We start from the raw sequence: 17,235 nt of genomic DNA, 5'->3' as shown, positions 1-17,235 counted from the left end.
CTAAGTACGGGATTCAGGCCAGTGCCGCGCGAGCGGCAGCGAAGGCTTCTGGGGTATTGAGGTTGGCGGTCGACACACCGTCGGCGCAGCGCTTGTTCAAGCCGGCCAGGACTTTGCCCGGGCCGCACTCGACCAGTTCGGCGGCACCGTTGGCGGCCAGGGTCTGGACCGATTCAACCCAGCGAACTGGCTTGTACAGTTGCTCCAGCAGGTCGCGCTTGAGGGTGTCGAGGTCGGCGGCCACGGCCGCGCTGACGTTCTGCACCAGCGGGATCTGCGGCGCCTGCCAGTTGATGGCAGCGATAGACTCGGCAAAGCGCTCTGCCGCCGGGCGCATCAGTTCGCAGTGGGACGGTACGCTCACCGGCAATGGCAGCGCTCGCTTGGCGCCACGGGCCTTGCAACCCTCGATGGCACGCTCGACGGCCGCCTTGGCACCGGCGATCACCACCTGGCCTGGGGAGTTGAAGTTCACCGCGCTGACCACTTCGCCTTGCGCCGCTTCGGCGCAGGCCTCGATCACAACCGCGTCGTCCAGGCCCAGGATAGCGGCCATGCCGCCCTGCCCGGCCGGAACGGCTTCTTGCATCAGTTGACCACGACGCTCGACCAGCTTGACCGCTTCAGCCAAGGTCAGGCTGCCCGCGGCCACCAGGGCGCTGTATTCGCCCAGGCTGTGACCCGCGACGAAGGCAGGGCGTGCGCCGCCTTCAGCCAGCCACAAGCGCCACAGGGCGATCGAAGCGGTCAGGATGGCCGGCTGGGTTCTATCTGTTTGGTTGAGCAATGCTTCCGGACCTTGCTGGGTCAGTGCCCACAGGTCATACCCCAGGGCGTCGGAAGCTTCCTTGAAGGTGTCCAGGATCAGCGGGTATTGCGCGCCCAGCTCGGCCAACATGCCGAGGGACTGCGAACCCTGCCCTGGAAAGACGAATGCGAGGGATGTAGACATGTAACAAGCCCCTAATGATCTGGTCGTCAAAAATGCTCGTGCCTACGATGGGCGCGAACGAAACTGACTGATTGGATGGTCAATTGAACTGGCCGGTCACATTTAAGCACTCCCGGGCCAATTCGCCTAAGGCAACAGATCCTCGAGACGGCCGTGCAAGCGTTGCGGCAGGTTCTCCTGAATCTCGATCAAGGCCCGCGCAATTGCACTTTGAAAGCCCAGCACACCGGCCGAGCCATGGCTTTTTACCACAATGCCCTGCAAGCCAAGAAAGCTTGCACCGTTGTGCCGTGCTGGCGCCAGGTCAGCCTGCAAGCGTCGCATCAGGGGTAACGCCAAGGCTCCCACCATACGCGCCCCCAGGTTGCGCTTGAACAAAGCTTCAATACGCGTAGCAATCATGGTTGCCAGGCCTTCGCTGGATTTGAGCAGGATATTACCGACAAAGCCGTCGCACACCACCACATCAGCTTCACCACGGTACAAACCATCACCCTCAACAAAGCCGATGTAGTTCAAGCCCCGCGCGCTTTGTAGCAAGGTGGCGGCAAGCTTGACTTGCTGGTTGCCCTTGATGTCCTCGGTACCGATATTCAGCAGGGCAACCCTGGGTCGGGCCACGCCCAGCGCTTCGGCGGCCACCGAGCCCATTACGGCGAACTGCAGCAGGTGCTCGGCGCTGCAATCAACATTGGCGCCCAGGTCCAGCAGTTGGCAATAGCCCTTCTGCGTCGGGATCGCCGCCACCATCGCCGGCCGATCAATACCCGGCAGGGTTTTGAGCACGTGCCGCGACAAGGCCATCAACGCGCCGGTATTACCGGCACTGACACAGGCGTGCACCTTGCCATCACGCAACAGCTCAAGGGCCACCCGCATTGAAGAATCGGGCTTGCCACGCAGGGCAACCGCCGGCTTTTCATCCATGCTGATGGTTTCGCTGGCTGGCCTAATCGTCAGGCGCGCGCGATCCACCGCCGGATGGCTGGCAATCAGTTCTTCAAGTAGGGAGGGTTGACCGACGAGGGTCAGATGCAGCGAGGGCGTGGCAGACAGGCTGGCAATGCAGGCCTGAACAATGCTGCGGGGACCGAAGTCCCCGCCCATTGCGTCAATCGCGATGACTTGAGCAGACAAGTGATTACTCGTCAGCGCCCTTGTCGATCACTTTACGGCCACGGTATACGCCTTCTGGCGATACGTGGTGACGCAGGTGAACTTCACCAGTGGTCTTTTCCACGGACAGGGTGCTAGCCTCGAGAGCGTCGTGCGAACGGCGCATGTCACGGGCGGAGCGGGATTTTTTGTTCTGCTGAACAGCCATAATTGATTAACTCCTAAACGTTTGGGTCACGCTTTAACTGCGCCAATACACTGAACGGGTTGGACCGCGTTACCTCGTCCTCGCTCGGCTCGGCCTCGTCATCGAGACCCTCCGGCTGCTGGCATTCTTCCGGATGATGAGCAGGCACAATGGGCAAGGCGAGCAAAAGCTCCTCCTCGATCAGTGCATGCAGATCCAATGGATCTTCGCCCAGTTCCAGCACGTCATAACCTTTCGGCAACGACTGGGTATTCGCACCCTCTTTCACCACAGCATAACTGCATTCGCTGTGGATCGGCAGGGTGACCAGCTCAAGACAACGCTGGCAAACCATTTTGACTTCGGTGTCGATAACGCTGTGGATTACCACAGATTTACGTTCATCTCGTTCAAAAACGAATTTCGCCTGCACCGTACCGACAGTGTCGGAAAGCGGGTCGCAGAGTCTCTCCAAATCGGCCAGCAGCACTTCACCTTGAAGGGTGGTGCCACGATCAGCCAATTTGCGCGGGTCAACGTGAGGTGGAATCGGGTCATTCAACATAGGCGCAGCATTATAGGGATGCACCCGGCCATGTCAAAGGAAATTCAGCCCTGTGCGTCAGCCGGTCACGTCGCTAGAATCGGCGACTGCCTTGAGGAGACGTATATGCTGCCTTTATTACTCGCGTCCAGCTCGGTTTATCGCCGGGAATTACTGAGCCGCCTGCACCTGCCGTTCACCTGCAGCTCGCCGGATATCGACGAAAGCCACCGCCCGGATGAATCCGCCATCGAACTGGTCAAGCGCCTGGCCGAACAAAAGGCCCGCGCCCTCGCCGCCAGCCATCCTGGGCATTTAATCATTGGCTCGGATCAGGTCGCCGCACTGGAAGGCCGGATCATCGGCAAGCCGCACACCTTCGAAAATGCCCGCGAGCAATTACTGGCTGCCAGCGGCAAGCGTGTGAGCTTTCTTACCGGGCTGGCACTGCTCAACAGCGAGACCGGGCGCTGCCAGGTGGACTGCGTGCCGTTTACCGTACACATGCGCGAACTGGATGCAGAACGTATCGAGCGCTATCTGCGGATCGAGCAGCCTTATGACTGTGCGGGCAGCTTCAAAGCAGAAGGGCTCGGTGTGAGCTTGTTCCGGAGCACCGAGGGACCGGATGCGACCAGCCTGGTTGGGCTGCCACTGATTCGACTGGTGGACATGCTGCTGACCGAAGGCGTACAGATTCCTTGAAACCTTCGTAAAGCAATGTGGGAGCTGGCTTGCCTGCGATAGCGATGTACCAGGCGACACTTATATCGACTGATCCATCGCTATCGCGGGCAAGCCCGCTCCCACAGCTGATCTACACCTAGCTTGGAATTTCAGCGCAGGGACGGCCCCTGGAAGCCCATGTACAGGGCTAGCTTCTCCGCCACGCTAGCACCGAGCTTCTTGGAGAAGCGATCAAACGGCGATTCCTCGACCGTAAAATCCACCAACTCCTTCTCACCCACTACATCCCGCGCCACCGAGCTGGCGCTGCCCAAGCCGTCAATCAAGCCCAGCGGCAATGCCTGCTCGCCCGACCAGACAAGGCCGGAGAACAGCTCCGGATGCTCTTTATCTTTCAAGCGATCCCCACGCCCCTGCTTGACGCTGGCGATGAACTGACGATGGGTAGTGTCGAGCACGCCCTGCCAGAACGCGGTTTCATCCGCCTTCTGCGGCTGGAAAGGATCGAGGAACGACTTGTGCTCACCCGAGGTATAGGTGCGACGCTCGACCCCCAGTTTCTCCATGGCACCGACAAAACCGTAACCGGCCGCCGTCACACCGATAGAACCCACCAGGCTGGCCTTGTCGGCATAGATCTGGTCTGCAGCACTGGCAATGTAATAGGCACCCGAAGCACCCAGGTCGGAGATCACGGCATAGAGCTTGGTATCCGGATGCAAGGCGCGCAGACGACGAATCTCGTCATACACATAACCCGACTGCACTGGGCTGCCACCTGGGCTGTTGATGCGCAGGATAACGCCCTTGACCTTGGCATCCTCGAAAGCCGCGCGCAGGCTGGTGACAATATTGTCGGCACTGGCGGGCTCCTTGTCGGCAATCACGCCGCGCACTTCGATCAAGGCGGTGTAGTGACTGCCACGGGTGGCGCTCTTTTCCATGTCCATCAGCGGACTGAACAGCGCCAGCATCCCAAGCAGGTACACAAAGGTCAGCAGCTTGAAGAAAATCCCCCAGCGCCGCGAACGCCGCTGTTCCTGGACGCTGGCCAGGAGGGTCTTCTCCAAAAGCTTCCAGCTTTTATCATCACTGCTCTCGGCCTTTTCAGGCGCCTTCCACTCGTCACTCATGCCATCAACCCCAGCAAAGACTTATCGGGCCCGGCTGAGCCAGACCTGCAGTTCGGAAAAATGATCAATCGTCAGCCTCGGCTCGTACTGCTGCAACGCCTCGGCAGACTGGGCGCCGTAGCTGACGGCGACACTATCCATGCCTGCATTGCGCGCCATCATCAGGTCGAAAGACGCATCACCCACCATCAATGCCTCGCGTGGCGTAACGCCACAGTGCGCAAGGATCTGCTCCAGCATCAAGGGATGAGGCTTGCTGGCGGTTTCATCCGCAGCGCGGGTGATATCAAAGTAATCTTCCCAGCCGTGAGCCTTGAGCACACGGTCCAGGCCGCGACGAGCCTTGCCGGTGGCGACCGCCAGGTGATAGCCCTCGGCACGAAACGCTTGCAGCGATTGCACCACACCTTCAAACAGCGGCGAAGGCGTAGCTTCCAGCGCAATGTAGTGGTCGGCGTAGTGCTCGCGAAACGCTACCAACTCGGCGTCGCTGATGTCGGGGTACAAGGTGCGAATAGCTTCAGGCAAACCCAGGCCGATAATGCCCTTGACCGCCAGGTCCGTGCACAACTCAAAGCCCGAGCGGGTCGACGCCATGTGCATGGACTCGACGATGCGGCCAATGGAATTGGCCAGCGTCCCGTCCCAATCGAAGATCAGCAGCTTGTAGTCAAGGTGCGACACTCAAACGCTCCACGGTCTTGGCCCACATCTCATCGACCGGCGCCTGCAGTTTCAGCTCGCCGCCATCGGGTAGCGGCACGGTGAGCATGTAGGCGTGCAGGAACAGGCGCTTACCGCCCAGGTCGCGAATTTCCTTGGAAAAATCTTCGTCGCCGTACTTGGTGTCGCCCGCAATGCAGTGGCCCGCATGCAGGGTGTGCACACGAATCTGGTGAGTGCGGCCAGTGACCGGCTTGGCCTCGACCATCGTGGCGAAGTCACCGAAGCGACGCAACACCTTGAACAGGGTCAGGGCTTCTTTGCCCTCCTCGTCCACTTCGACCATGCGCTCGCCGGAGCGCAGGTTGCTCTTCTGCAGCGGCGCACGCACGCTCTTGATCGAGCTGGCCCAGTTGCCGCGCACCAGCGCCATGTAGCGTTTGTCCACGCCATCGCCACGCAGGGCGGTGTGCAAGTGGCGCAACATGCTGCGCTTCTTGGCGATCATCAACAGGCCGGAGGTGTCACGGTCCAGGCGATGCACCAGTTCCAGTTCCTTGGCATCCGGGCGCAACTGACGAAAGGCTTCGATCACGCCGAAGTTCAAGCCACTGCCACCATGAACCGCAATGCCACAGGGCTTGTTGATCACGATCAGCTTGTTGTCTTCGAACACGATCGACGCTTCCAGGCGCTGCAACAACCCCTGGGCCAGCGGTACCGGTTCGTCGCGTTCAGGCACGCGCACTGGCGGCACACGGACGATATCGCCCGCCTGCAGCTTGTACTCAGGCTTGATGCGCCCCTTGTTCACGCGCACTTCGCCTTTACGCAAAATGCGATAAATCAAGGTCTTGGGCACGCCTTTGAGCCTGGCCAAAAGAAAGTTGTCGATGCGTTGGCCGGCATATTCCGGCGAGACCTCAAGCAGCTGGACGCTGGGGGTCGGGGGGGTGGTAGTCGTCATGGCGGCGATGATAACAATTTTTTATGGAATTGAAGCACTTAATCATTACTGCTATAGTCGCGAACGCCGCCAAAAGCGGCCTGGACAGAGGACATGCGGCAAACTGCCGGCCCTGACCATCGCAATTCATCAGGACGCGAGGCCGTCCTACGGGGCTTTCGCCACCCAGGAAGGCTCAAGATTGTAACAAGCGCAGGTGACATGAGGCCTGAAGCGAGTGCAGAAAGCAGAGTGAATACTCGCCTTTTGCGCCGATATTTACGGCCAGTTCACAAAGTGCAGTCAGTTTTGAGCCAGACCATGGCGAATGCTTCGGAAACAACGCCTGTTAAGAGCTGAGTGAGAGCGCAACCGCCCACACCTAGTCTTGTTTAGCCATGAGCGTGGACTCCCCATTGGAGAACACGGTAAATGCCAACCCGCTGCGGATTCTGCGCGCGGCAGCACCCGAATTATCAGGGATACGTGTAGGGTGGAGATGCACAACCGTCGGACTGTGTAGCACTAGGCTTGTTTTAGACGCTTCATCTCGTCCACAGTCGCCGGTTGATTCCTCCTCCTGACCTTAGCTTTTGTTGAAGTGGTGCCTTTGTCACCACCGCTAACGAGCAGGACGCGTCCGTCGCGATACCGGCCCAATTGGCCGATTTTGCTGGACACTGGAGTGGCCAACCACTCTTGACGCACCTGACACCGACCGTGAGAAGTCGTGTGTGCCGAACGCCGTTTCCGGCAGCCCGGAAACCGACGGTACAACATGAAAAGAATGCTGATTAACGCAACTCAACCCGAAGAGTTGCGTGTTGCACTGGTAGATGGCCAACGCCTCTACGACCTGGACATCGAATCCGGTGCACGCGAGCAGAAAAAGGCCAACATCTATAAAGGCCGTATCACTCGCATCGAACCAAGCCTTGAGGCTGCCTTTGTCGATTTCGGCTCCGAGCGCCACGGCTTCCTGCCCCTCAAAGAAATCTCCCGCGAATACTTCAAGAAAGCCCCTGAAGGCCGCGTGAACATCAAGGACGTCCTGAGCGAAGGCCAGGAAGTCATCGTCCAGGTCGAAAAAGAAGAACGTGGCAACAAGGGCGCAGCCCTGACCACCTTCATCAGCCTCGCCGGTCGTTACCTGGTGCTGATGCCGAACAACCCACGTGCCGGCGGTATTTCCCGTCGCATCGAAGGCGAAGAGCGCAACGAACTGCGTGAAGCGCTGAACGGCCTGATCGCACCGGCCGACATGGGCCTGATCGTTCGCACTGCCGGCCTTGGCCGCAGCAGCGAAGAAATGCAGTGGGACCTCGACTACCTGTTGCAGTTGTGGACCGCTATCAAAGAAGCGTCCCTGGATCGTTCCGCGCCGTTCCTGATCTACCAGGAAAGCAACGTAATCATCCGCGCCATCCGCGATTACCTGCGCCAGGACATCGGCGAAGTGCTGATCGACAGCGTTGAAGCTCAGGACGAAGCCCTGACCTTCATCCGCCAGGTAATGCCGCAGTACGCCAGCAAGATCAAGCTGTACGAAGACAGCGTTCCGCTGTTCAACCGTTTCCAGATCGAAAGCCAGATCGAGACCGCTTTCCAGCGCGTGGTCGAGCTGCCTTCCGGCGGCTCCATCGTGATCGACCCGACCGAAGCCCTGGTGTCCATCGACATCAACTCGGCACGTGCGACCAAAGGCAGCGACATCGAAGAAACCGCCCTGCAGACCAACCTGGAAGCGGCTGAAGAAATCGCCCGCCAGCTGCGCCTGCGTGACATCGGCGGCCTGATCGTGATCGACTTCATCGACATGACCCCTGCCAAGAACCAGCGCGCCGTGGAAGAGAAAGTCCGCGAGTGCCTGGAAGCTGACCGCGCTCGCGTGCAAGTCGGCCGCATCTCGCGCTTCGGCCTGCTGGAAATGTCCCGTCAGCGCCTGCGTCCATCCCTGGGCGAGAGCAGCGGCATCGTCTGCCCGCGTTGCAACGGCACAGGCATCATCCGTGACGTTGAATCGCTGTCCCTAGCGATCCTGCGCCTGATCGAAGAAGAAGCCCTGAAAGACCGTACCGCCGAAGTTCGCGCCCAAGTGCCGATTCCGGTTGCCGCCTTCCTGCTCAATGAAAAACGCAACTCGATCACCAAGATCGAACTGCGCACCCGTGCCCGTATCGTCATCCTGCCGAACGATCACCTCGAAACGCCGCACTTCGAAGTACAGCGCCTGCGTGACGACAGCCCGGAAGCCCATAGCGGGCAGTCCAGCTATGAAATCGCCGCGGCTGCCGCCGAAGTCGAAGAAGTCCAGCCAGCCGCTGCGACCCGCACCCTGGTTCGCCAGGAAGCCGCGGTGAAGACTGCACCGGCCCGTGCCAACGCACCGGTACCGACCGAAGCTGCCGCACCGGTTGCCGCGCCGGCCGCCCTGCCTGAGCCAAGCCTGTTCAAGGGCCTGGTGAAGTCGCTGGTCAGCCTGTTCGCCACCAAGGAAGAGCCTGCTGCCCCGGTTGTGGTTGAAAAACCTGCCACCGAGCGCCCGGCGCGCAATGAAGAACGTCGCAACGGTCGCCAGCAGAGCCGTAACCGCAATGGCCGCCGTGACGAAGAGCGCAAGCCTCGCGAAGAACGTGCCCCGCGTGAAGAACGCGCACCACGTGAAGAACGTGCGCCTCGCGAAGCCCGTGAAGACACCCCGACCGTAGCCCGTGAAGAACGTGCACCGCGTGAAGAGCGCGCCCCACGTACCCCACGCACTCCACGTGAAGATCGCAAGCCGCGTGGCGAGCGTGAAGAACGCGTGCGTGAACTGCGTGAGCCTCTGGACGCGGCACCTGCCGTTGCCGCTGCCGCAGCCGTTAGCGCTGAAGAACGCCCGGCCCGCCAGCCGCGTGAAGAACGCGCACCACGCGAAGAGCGCCAACCGCGCCCGCCACGTGAAGAGCGTCAACCACGCGCCGAGCAAGCCGCTGCTGCCACCGAAGAAGAAGTACTGACCGGCGAAGAGCAGTTGCAGGAAGACGGCCAGGACAACGCCGAAGGCGATCGTCCACGCCGCCGCTCCCGTGGCCAGCGTCGTCGCAGCAACCGTCGTGAGCGTCAGCGTGATGCCAACGGCAACGTAATCGAAGGTTCGGAAGAAACCGGCGAAAACCCAGAAGCTGCCAACAACGAGCCAACAGGCGCCGAACTGGCTGCCGGCTTGGCCGTTACCGCTGCCGTTGCCAGCTCAGTCATCAGCGCACCTGCTGAAGCCCAGGCTCACGAGCAAGCCGAACGCGCTACCGCTGCCGTCGAAGACACTGTTGCCGTAGAAGCGCCAGCCGCCGAAACCCCAGCGGTTGAAGCGCCGGTTGTTGAAGCGCCAGTCGTTGAAGCCACGACCCCTGTCGAAGCCCCAGCGGTTCCGGAAGTGGAAGTTGCCCCGGTTCGCGATGCACAGCCAGAAACCGACGTGGTTGCCGTTGAACCAGCTCCATCGGTTGAGCCTCAGCCAGTAGTCGAAGCGGCTGTAGAAGCTCCGGTGGTCGAAGAAGCTGCCCCGGCTGTGCGTGAAGTTCGCGAAGAACAGACCGCCTTCCAGTGGACCGCCGAACCGGCTGCACCGGTTGAAGCGCCAGCGCCTGCCCCAGTGGTAGAAGAAGCACCGGCACCGGTTGCTGAAGTCGTCGCCGAGCCAGCCCTAGTGGTTGAACCGACGCCGGTTGCTGAGCCTGCGCCCGTGGTTGAAGTTGAAGCCCCAGTGGTTGCCGAAGTGGCCGCCCCTGTGGTTGAAGCTGCACCTGCAAGCGCCCTCACCGAAAACGGCCGTGCGCCGAACGACCCGCGTGAAGTGCGTCGTCGCCGCAAGGAAGCCGAAGCTGCTGCAGCCGCAGCCAAGGCGGTAGAGCACGAGGCCCAGGAAGCAGAGCACGAGCCTAAACCCCTCGTCTGATTCCATAAGCCACTAAAAAGCCCCGCCTGAGTGATCAGGCGGGGCTTTTTTATGGCTGATTATCTCGACCTGGAATGCGATCACTGTGGGAGCTGGCTTGCCTGCGATAGCGTCGATTCAGCCAGCGTGGCGGTGACTGACACACCGCTATCGCAGCAGAGGTATCTACACAACTTTGTGGGCTGTAACGGCAGACGGTAACCACGATGCGAAGCGAGTCGCTCTTGATCTGCTTTTGATCTTAGGCGCCCCGTCAAACCACGCTGGCCGGAATTCGACAGGGATTTGGGGGGTAAACCGGCAGGGATGCCGGTTTAGCCGCCGTCAGGGCGGAACCTTAAGTGGTCGTTACCGCAGTAATGGATATGTACACAATCCAACTGTGTTGACTGTCAGGCCGCTATCGCAGGCAAGCCAGCTACCACATTGGACGGTGGTGCGTCAGGTAGATAAGCGCCGGCTATCAGGCCGTTACGGGAGCAAGCTCCCTCGCCACAGGTCCAACGTCGGCTCTAAGTAGATACCTATGGCTATCGCAGGCAAGCCAGCTGCCACACTTAACCTGCAGTAAAACTCAACCGTTGCGGCACATCCACATCCCAAAGCACACCAGGATCATCTACCTGCACCTCTCGCACCTGAGTTTGTGCAAACAACGGCCTGGCCCCACGATCCCCACTCAGAGCCATCAGCGCCGACCCAAACCTGTGATGGAAAGCCACCGGGTGCCCGTACTGCCCGGCAGATACCGGCACAGTGACGCCCTCCACGCTGGCGATCACCCGTTCGATACTCGATGACCGAATAAACGGCATATCCCCCAACACCACCAGCCACCCATCCGCTGCACCGCTGGCCTTGACCGCCGCCGCAATGCTGTCGCCCATACCGCTCGAATCCAGCAGTACAACCTGACAGCCATAAGCCTCTGCCAGGCGGATAACCTCCCCGCGCTCCGGCGACGTCACCAGCCAGCGCGTTACCACACGCTCAGGCAAGTTGCGCAGCACCTGCTCGATGACCGGCCGGCTAACGCCATCCAGCCCCACACACGCGGCGAGCAATTTGTCTTGATCAGCTCCAGCTTCGGCACGAAAACGACTGCCCTGCCCCGCCGCCAGCACAATCGCCGTCACCGTCACTCGGCCACCACTGCCATCGGTTTTTTTTGCATCGGTGCCACCCCGTTTTTGATCGCAACAATTTCCGCCATCAGCGATAGCGCAATTTCCGCCGGCGTATGGCTGCCGATGTGCAGGCCGATCGGCCCGTGCAAGCGCGCAATGGCCTCCGCCGACAGGCCCAGCGCGGCCAGGTTCTCCCGACGCTTCTGGGTATTGACCCGCGAACCCAGGGCGCCGATATAGAACGCCGTGGAGTTCAGCGCCGTCAGCAACGCCATGTCATCCAGACGTGGATCGTGGGTCAGGCAAACAATAGCCGTGCGTTCATCGGTATGGATATTCAACACCGCCTCGTCGGGCATGCCCGGCACAAAGCGGCCATGCTGGTCTTCCCAGCCATAGACGAACTCTTCGCGGGGGTCGCAGATCAGCACTTCGAAATCCAGCAGGCGCGCCATTTCCGCTACGTAGCGCGACAGCTGCCCGGCGCCGATCAACAGCAGGCGCCAGCGCGGGCCATAGATGGCGCGCAAGCGTTCGCCGTCGAAGCTCACCACGTCGGTCTTGCTGGCGGCGCTCAAAATCACTTCGCCGGTGGCCAGGTTCAGCTCGCGAGCGACAATCTGATGATCTTCACAACGCGCCAGCAGCGTTTCGACCCAACCCCACTCTTCCACGCGCTCCTCGGTGAGCCGCAGGGTGCCGCCGCAGGGCAGGCCAAAACGCGCCGCCTCGTCGCGAGTGACGCCGTAGGTCACCAACTGCACGGGCGGGCCGTCAGCGGGTAAGCGGCCGTCCTGCAGGCGCGCGATCAAGTCATCCTCGATGCAACCGCCCGACACCGAGCCAATCACCACACCATCACCGCGCAGGGCCAGCATTGCTCCTGGCGGGCGCGGCGCGCTGCCCCAGGTTTGCACCACGCTGTACAACATCACGCGCTGCCCGGCGCGGCGCCATTGCAGCACGCTGCGCAGGACGTTCAGATCCACACTGTCCATCAGGCCTCCGGTAAGTACTGTCGCGCTCACTGTAAACCAAAAATATCGGTTGTATCCCGCCAGAAACGCAAACGCCCCGAACCAGTCGGGGCGTTTACGGATAGCGTTGGCGTCAGTTCACGCCAGCAGCCACTTACTTGACGACAGGCGCCGGGCCTTCAGCCACGCCCAGGTCATCGAGCTCGCGGGTTTCGGAGATACCGGTCCCGCCAGACGCCAGCTCGCTTTGCAGCTTGTCGGTGTCCAGTTCCTTGACCCACTTGGCCACAACGATGGTGGCAACTGCGTTACCCACCAGGTTGGTCAGGGCACGGGCTTCGGACATGAAGCGGTCGATACCCAGGATCAGCGCCAGGCCGGCAACCGGCAAGTGGCCGACAGCCGACAGGGTGGCGGCCAGTACGATGAAGCCCGAACCGGTCACGCCAGCCGCGCCTTTGGACGACAGCAGCAACACCAGCAGCAGAGTGATCTGGTGGGTGATGTCCATGTGGGTGTCGGTCGCCTGGGCGATGAACACGGCCGCCATGGTCAGGTAGATCGAAGTACCGTCGAGGTTGAAGGAGTAACCGGTTGGAATCACCAGGCCGACCACGGACTTCTTCGCGCCCAGGCGCTCCATCTTGATCAACATACGCGGCAGTGCGGATTCCGACGACGAGGTGCCCAGTACGATCAGCAGTTCTTCACGGATGTAGCGGATCAGCTTCAACACGCTGAAACCGTGAGCGCGGCAGATAGCGCCCAGCACCAGCACCACGAACAGAATGCAGGTGATGTAGAAGCAGATCATCAACTGGCCCAACTGCACCAGGGAACCGACACCGTAGGCGCCGATGGTGAATGCCATCGCACCCAGGGCACCGATTGGCGCGAGCTTCATGATCATGTTGATGATGTTGAACATCACATGGGCGAAGCGATCGATGAAGTCCAGCACGGGCTTGCCGTAGGCACCCAGGCGGTGCAGGGCGAAACCGAAGATCACCGAGAACATCAGCACTTGCAGGATGTCGCCGTTGGCGAAGGCGCCGACGATGGTGTTCGGGATGACGTTGAGGATAAAGCCGACGATGCTCTGGTCTTTACCGGCGGTGACGTAGGCCGCCACTTTGGAAGCATCCAGGGTCGCGACGTCGATGTGCATGCCGGCGCCCGGCTGCACCACGTTGACCACGACCAGGCCAATCAGCAGGGCGATGGTGGAAACGATTTCGAAGTACAGCAGCGCGTAGCCGCCGGTCTTGCCCACCGACTTCATGCTTTGCATGCCAGCGATGCCGCTGACCACGGTACAGAAGATGATCGGGGCGATGACCATTTTGATCAGCTTGATAAAGCCGTCACCCAGTGGCTTGAGTGCCACGCCGGTCTGCGGGTAGAAGTGGCCGAGCAAGATACCGATAACGATTGCAACGATCACCTGGAAATACAGGGATTTGTAGATTGGCTGACGAGTCGTCATTGCAAAGTTCCTCAATCGTCCCGTGTGGCAAATATCCGCCATTGCCCACGGCACTTGAATTGCGAACCCTCCTGCACTGGAGGGATTTGTTGTTTGCGAAGCCTGTAGGAGCAAGCCTGCGCTGTAATCCTTATCGCAAACAGCGTGCCACTTTGCTTAAACGCGCTGAAGGCCTTTAGACATCAGGGCTTTGGGTTCACGGGCGACTCCGGAGAGTGCAACACAGTGGCGGATTTCCGCCCACTCATCCTGTCTCGTCCTACAATTTGGCGGATATCCGCCTTGTCGCGCCACTGGGTGATGGCTACCATCCGCCACTCCATGGATGAGGCCCCTGCATGCGTGAACGTACCATCGCCAGCCATTACGCCCGAGCGGCCCTCGGCGGTGCGCGCCGAGCCGGTTTCGACTACTCGGGGGTGTTGCAGCAGGTGGGCATCACCCCGGAACTACTGACCGAACCCCGCGCCCGCATCGCTCCAGAGCAATTTACCCGCTTGCTGCAAATGCTCTGGCTGGGGTTGGATGACGAATACCTGGGGTTTGCCGAAGCGCCGAGCAAACGCGGCACTTTCGCCATGATGTGCCACGCGCTGATCCATTGCCGCACGCTGGAGAAGGCGCTGGAGCGCGGCTTATTGTTTTATAGCCTGTTCCCCCAAGGCCCACGCTGGCAACTGACCAAAGAAGGCGACATGGCGCGCCTGAGCCTGGACGACTCACAGCTATGGGACCCGGACCACTTCCTCAGTGAATGCCTGCTGGTGATCTGGCATCGCCTGGGCAGTTGGTTGATCGGCCAGCGTATCCGGCTGCAGCAGGCCACCTTCAGTTACCCGATGCCGGCCCATGCCGGTGAATATGACCTGCTGTTCCCCTGCCCCCAGGTGTTCGGCGCGCCGACCAGCAGCCTGGTGTTTCCCAGCCGCTACCTGAGCCTGCCGCTGTTGCAGGATGAACGCACCCTCAAGCACTTCTTGCAGCGCTCCCCTGCCGACTTGTTGTCCCGGCCGGATGAAGGTGACAGCCTGAGCAGCCAGTTGCGCCGCCTGCTGAGCCGCGACCGCACGCCCTGGCCAGACCTGGAAGCCGTCGCCCAGCACTTGCACATCAGCCCACAGACCCTGCGTCGGCACCTGCGCGAAGAAGGCACGAGCTTTCAGGCATTGAAAGATGAGTTACGCCGGGATATCGCCATTTACCACTTGGGGCGGGCGGATTTGTCTTTGCAGGAGATCGCCGAGCAGTTGGGGTTTTCCGAACCGTCGGCGTTTCATCGGGCGTTCAAGAAGTGGACAGGACTGACGCCGGGGGCCTACAGAGCGCAGGAGAGTTAGCGGTGTATTGGCTGGGAGGGCCTCATCGCAGGCAAGCCAGCTCCCACAGTTGAATGTATTCACACATCAAAATGTGGGAGCTGGCTTGCCTGCGATGAGGCCAGTGCAGATCACAAGGCAGGAAAGTGAATCCTGAACGCCGCCCCACCCAACGCTGAATCCCCCAACGTCAACCGCGCGTGATAGCTTTCGATGATGTCCTTGACCACCGCCAGCCCGATCCCCTGCCCCGGGTGCTGGCGATCTAGCCGTTCGCCGCGCTGCAGGATCCGTGCATGCTGGTCCGGTGGTACGCCGGGGCCGTCGTCTTCGATACACAGCTCAATGCCATCGAGGTTTTCCACCAGGCTGATACGCACTTGCTTGAGACACAGGCGGTAGGCGTTTTCCAGCAGGTTGCCGAGCATTTCGAGCAACGCGCCCTTCTCGATGGGCACTTCGCAGGCCTGCGGTAAATCGAAGGTCACGGTGACCCGCTTGTCGCGGTAAACTTTTTCCAATGTATCGCACAGGCTTTGCACCACCGGTTCCAGGCGGACCTGGTGGCGCACCAGGCCACTTTTACGCAGGCTGGCACGCTGCAGTTGGTAACCGATCTGCTGGCTCATGCGTTCGATCTGCGATTGCAGCACCCACGCCTGGCTACGTTCTTCAGGCCGCTGGGCCATGTCTTCGCTCACGCCCTGCAACACCGCCAGTGGCGTTTTCAGGCTGTGAGCCAAGTCATCAAGAGAATCGCGGTAGCGCGCACGCTGTTCGCGCTCGCTGTGCAGCAAGCGGTTCAGGGAGCCGGTCAGGCGCAGCAGCTCACGGGGGTGTTCTTCGCTGAGGCTTTCGCGGGTGCCGCCTTCGATCTGGTCGAGCTCATGGCTCAGGCGCCGCAGGGCTTGCAGGCCCCAGGTCAGGCCCAGCCACAACAGCGTCAACAGCACCAGCAACGCCGCGCCGAACCCGAGGTAGAGGTTCTCACGCAGGCCTTCGAGGGTCAGTTGGTATTCGCGTACCGGCTGCAAGGCGACAATGCTGAACGCCGCGCTCTTGCCTCCCAGTAGGCGCACCTCGACGTCATACACGAAGAATTCCTGGCCATTGGCCTCGCGAATCCGCGCAAATTCGTTGCCGCGCCCGTCATATCGCGGTTTGTAGTTGATGTTTTCTTCCTGGGTCGCCCGCGAGCGCCATACCAGATGGCCTTCACGGTCGTAGATATAACCCAGCAGCCGACTGTCGGTGAGGTTGAAACGCTCATCGGGCAGCTGCGCCGGCATCAGCAGGCGGTTATTGTCGACCCGCGCCGCAGATATCAGGGTGGTCACATCCGACGCCAGGCGCTGTTCGATGGAATCCTGCAACGCCAGGCTGAACGCGCCTTGCATGGCCGGCAACAGGCCGAGCATAAACAGCACGGCCAGGGTGGCGGCCGCCAGCATCAGGCGCACACGTAGCGAACGAATCAACGGCAGCGCTCATTGAACAGGTAGCCCAGGCCACGCACGGTGTCGATCGGCTTGAACCCGGCCGGGCCTTCCAGCTTGCGGCGCAGGCGGCCGACCAGCACTTCGATCACGTTTGGATCGCGCTCGTCGTCATCCGGGTACAGTTGCTCCATCAAACGGTCTTTGGCGACCACTTGTTGATGATGACGCATCAAGTATTCGAGGATCCGATACTCGTAGGCGGTCAGCGCCAAGGGTTGCTCGTCCAGGGAGGCTTGCTTGCGGTTGAGGTCCAGCAGCAGCGGCCCGGCAACGATAGTCGACTGGGTAAAACCGCTGGAGCGGCGCAGCAAGGCGTTCATGCGTGCCTCCAGCTCTTCGAACTGGAACGGCTTGACCACGTAGTCGTCGGCCCCGGCCGCCAAGCCTTCAACCTTGTCCTGCCAGTTGCCGCGGGCGGTGAGGATCAGGATCGGGAAAGTCTTGGTCTGGGTGCGCAACTGGCGAATCAGGTCCAGGCCGCCCATGCCGGGCAGGCCAAGGTCGATGATCGCCAGGTCATGGTTGAACTGGCCGGTCTGGTACAGGGCTTCTTCGGCATTGGCCACGGCTTCGACCACATGCCCGCTGTCGGTCAGGCGGGTAAACAGGTGATGACGCAGCAGCGCCTCATCTTCCACCACCAGCAATTTCATAAGGTTCTCCAC

General features: G+C 60.8%; 15 protein-coding genes. 3 read left to right on the top strand and 12 right to left on the bottom strand.

Translation table 11 applies throughout. The annotated features are described in order from the left end of the window. Positions 1-13: 13 nt before the first annotated feature. The 4 genes from fabD to HBO10_RS28880 all read right to left on the bottom strand — a co-directional run bounded on the left by fabD (position 14) and on the right by HBO10_RS28880 (position 2,820). Positions 14-952: an ACP S-malonyltransferase gene (fabD, locus tag HBO10_RS28895; RefSeq protein WP_034128439.1), complete on the bottom strand. Its 939-nt coding sequence runs from the start codon at positions 950-952 to the stop codon at positions 14-16. Between the two features lie 126 nt (positions 953-1,078). Then, a complete protein-coding gene (plsX, locus tag HBO10_RS28890) occupies positions 1,079-2,089 on the bottom strand; it encodes a phosphate acyltransferase PlsX (protein ID WP_080757645.1) in 1,011 nt (336 codons plus the stop codon). Positions 2,090-2,093: 4 nt separating this feature from the next. Then, entirely contained in the window at positions 2,094-2,276 is a 183-nt protein-coding gene (gene rpmF, locus HBO10_RS28885; protein ID WP_003179396.1) for a 50S ribosomal protein L32, read from the bottom strand. Positions 2,277-2,289: 13 nt separating this feature from the next. Beyond that, positions 2,290-2,820: a YceD family protein gene (locus HBO10_RS28880; protein WP_003175611.1), complete on the bottom strand. Its 531-nt coding sequence runs from the start codon at positions 2,818-2,820 to the stop codon at positions 2,290-2,292. 105 nt (positions 2,821-2,925) lie between these two features. Here HBO10_RS28880 and HBO10_RS28875 point away from each other — a divergent pair, with 105 nt between their 5' ends. Then, on the top strand, positions 2,926-3,504 hold the full coding sequence (locus HBO10_RS28875) for a nucleoside triphosphate pyrophosphatase (protein ID WP_034128441.1): 579 nt from the start codon (positions 2,926-2,928) through the stop codon (positions 3,502-3,504). A 131-nt stretch (positions 3,505-3,635) separates the two neighbouring features. On the opposite strand, the gene HBO10_RS28870 is transcribed toward HBO10_RS28875, so the two are convergent. From HBO10_RS28870 to rluC, 3 genes are read right to left on the bottom strand one after another with little or no spacing between them, the layout of a single operon-like run. Then, complete coding sequence (locus HBO10_RS28870) at positions 3,636-4,619, bottom strand: S49 family peptidase (RefSeq protein WP_034128442.1); 984 nt, start codon at positions 4,617-4,619, stop codon at positions 3,636-3,638. 21 nt (positions 4,620-4,640) lie between these two features. Continuing rightward, the gene (locus tag HBO10_RS28865) at positions 4,641-5,303 is read right to left on the bottom strand and encodes an HAD-IA family hydrolase (protein ID WP_034128443.1); all 663 of its coding nucleotides are present in this window, start codon (positions 5,301-5,303) and stop codon (positions 4,641-4,643) included. Beyond that, the gene (rluC, locus tag HBO10_RS28860; RefSeq protein WP_034128444.1) at positions 5,290-6,249 is read right to left on the bottom strand and encodes a 23S rRNA pseudouridine(955/2504/2580) synthase RluC; all 960 of its coding nucleotides are present in this window, start codon (positions 6,247-6,249) and stop codon (positions 5,290-5,292) included. Before rluC ends, HBO10_RS28865 begins: the two co-directional genes overlap by 14 nt. Positions 6,250-7,015: 766 nt before the next feature. Between rluC and rne the strand changes: the two genes are divergently transcribed. After that, complete coding sequence (gene rne, locus HBO10_RS28855; RefSeq protein WP_052199997.1) at positions 7,016-10,165, top strand: ribonuclease E; 3,150 nt, start codon at positions 7,016-7,018, stop codon at positions 10,163-10,165. Positions 10,166-10,722: 557 nt separating this feature from the next. Here the strand turns inward: rne and HBO10_RS28850 are convergent. The 3 genes from HBO10_RS28850 to HBO10_RS28840 all read right to left on the bottom strand — a co-directional run bounded on the left by HBO10_RS28850 (position 10,723) and on the right by HBO10_RS28840 (position 13,755). Next, entirely contained in the window at positions 10,723-11,307 is a 585-nt protein-coding gene (locus HBO10_RS28850) for a nucleotidyltransferase family protein (RefSeq protein WP_034128446.1), read from the bottom strand. Beyond that, positions 11,304-12,290, bottom strand: coding sequence for an XdhC family protein (locus tag HBO10_RS28845; protein WP_034128447.1), 987 nt, complete (start codon positions 12,288-12,290; stop codon positions 11,304-11,306). The genes HBO10_RS28850 and HBO10_RS28845 overlap by 4 nt, the downstream gene beginning before the upstream one ends. A gap of 133 nt (positions 12,291-12,423) precedes the next feature. Continuing rightward, positions 12,424-13,755 (bottom strand): dicarboxylate/amino acid:cation symporter, encoded by a 1,332-nt coding sequence (locus HBO10_RS28840; RefSeq protein WP_003189258.1) that lies wholly within the window; start codon positions 13,753-13,755, stop codon positions 12,424-12,426. 338 nt (positions 13,756-14,093) lie between these two features. Here HBO10_RS28840 and HBO10_RS28835 point away from each other — a divergent pair, with 338 nt between their 5' ends. Continuing rightward, the gene (locus tag HBO10_RS28835) at positions 14,094-15,092 is read left to right on the top strand and encodes an AraC family transcriptional regulator (RefSeq protein WP_034128448.1); all 999 of its coding nucleotides are present in this window, start codon (positions 14,094-14,096) and stop codon (positions 15,090-15,092) included. A 110-nt stretch (positions 15,093-15,202) separates the two neighbouring features. On the opposite strand, the gene HBO10_RS28830 is transcribed toward HBO10_RS28835, so the two are convergent. After that, entirely contained in the window at positions 15,203-16,549 is a 1,347-nt protein-coding gene (locus tag HBO10_RS28830) for an ATP-binding protein (protein WP_003193557.1), read from the bottom strand. After that, complete coding sequence (locus tag HBO10_RS28825) at positions 16,546-17,223, bottom strand: response regulator (protein ID WP_003193559.1); 678 nt, start codon at positions 17,221-17,223, stop codon at positions 16,546-16,548. The genes HBO10_RS28830 and HBO10_RS28825 overlap by 4 nt, the downstream gene beginning before the upstream one ends. Positions 17,224-17,235 lie beyond the last annotated feature (12 nt).

Source organism: Pseudomonas sp. WS 5503, from assembly GCF_012985385.1.
In the GTDB taxonomy this organism is placed as follows: Bacteria; Pseudomonadota; Gammaproteobacteria; order Pseudomonadales; family Pseudomonadaceae; genus Aquipseudomonas; species Aquipseudomonas paracarnis.
This window is presented reverse-complemented; position numbering and strand designations above follow the sequence as displayed.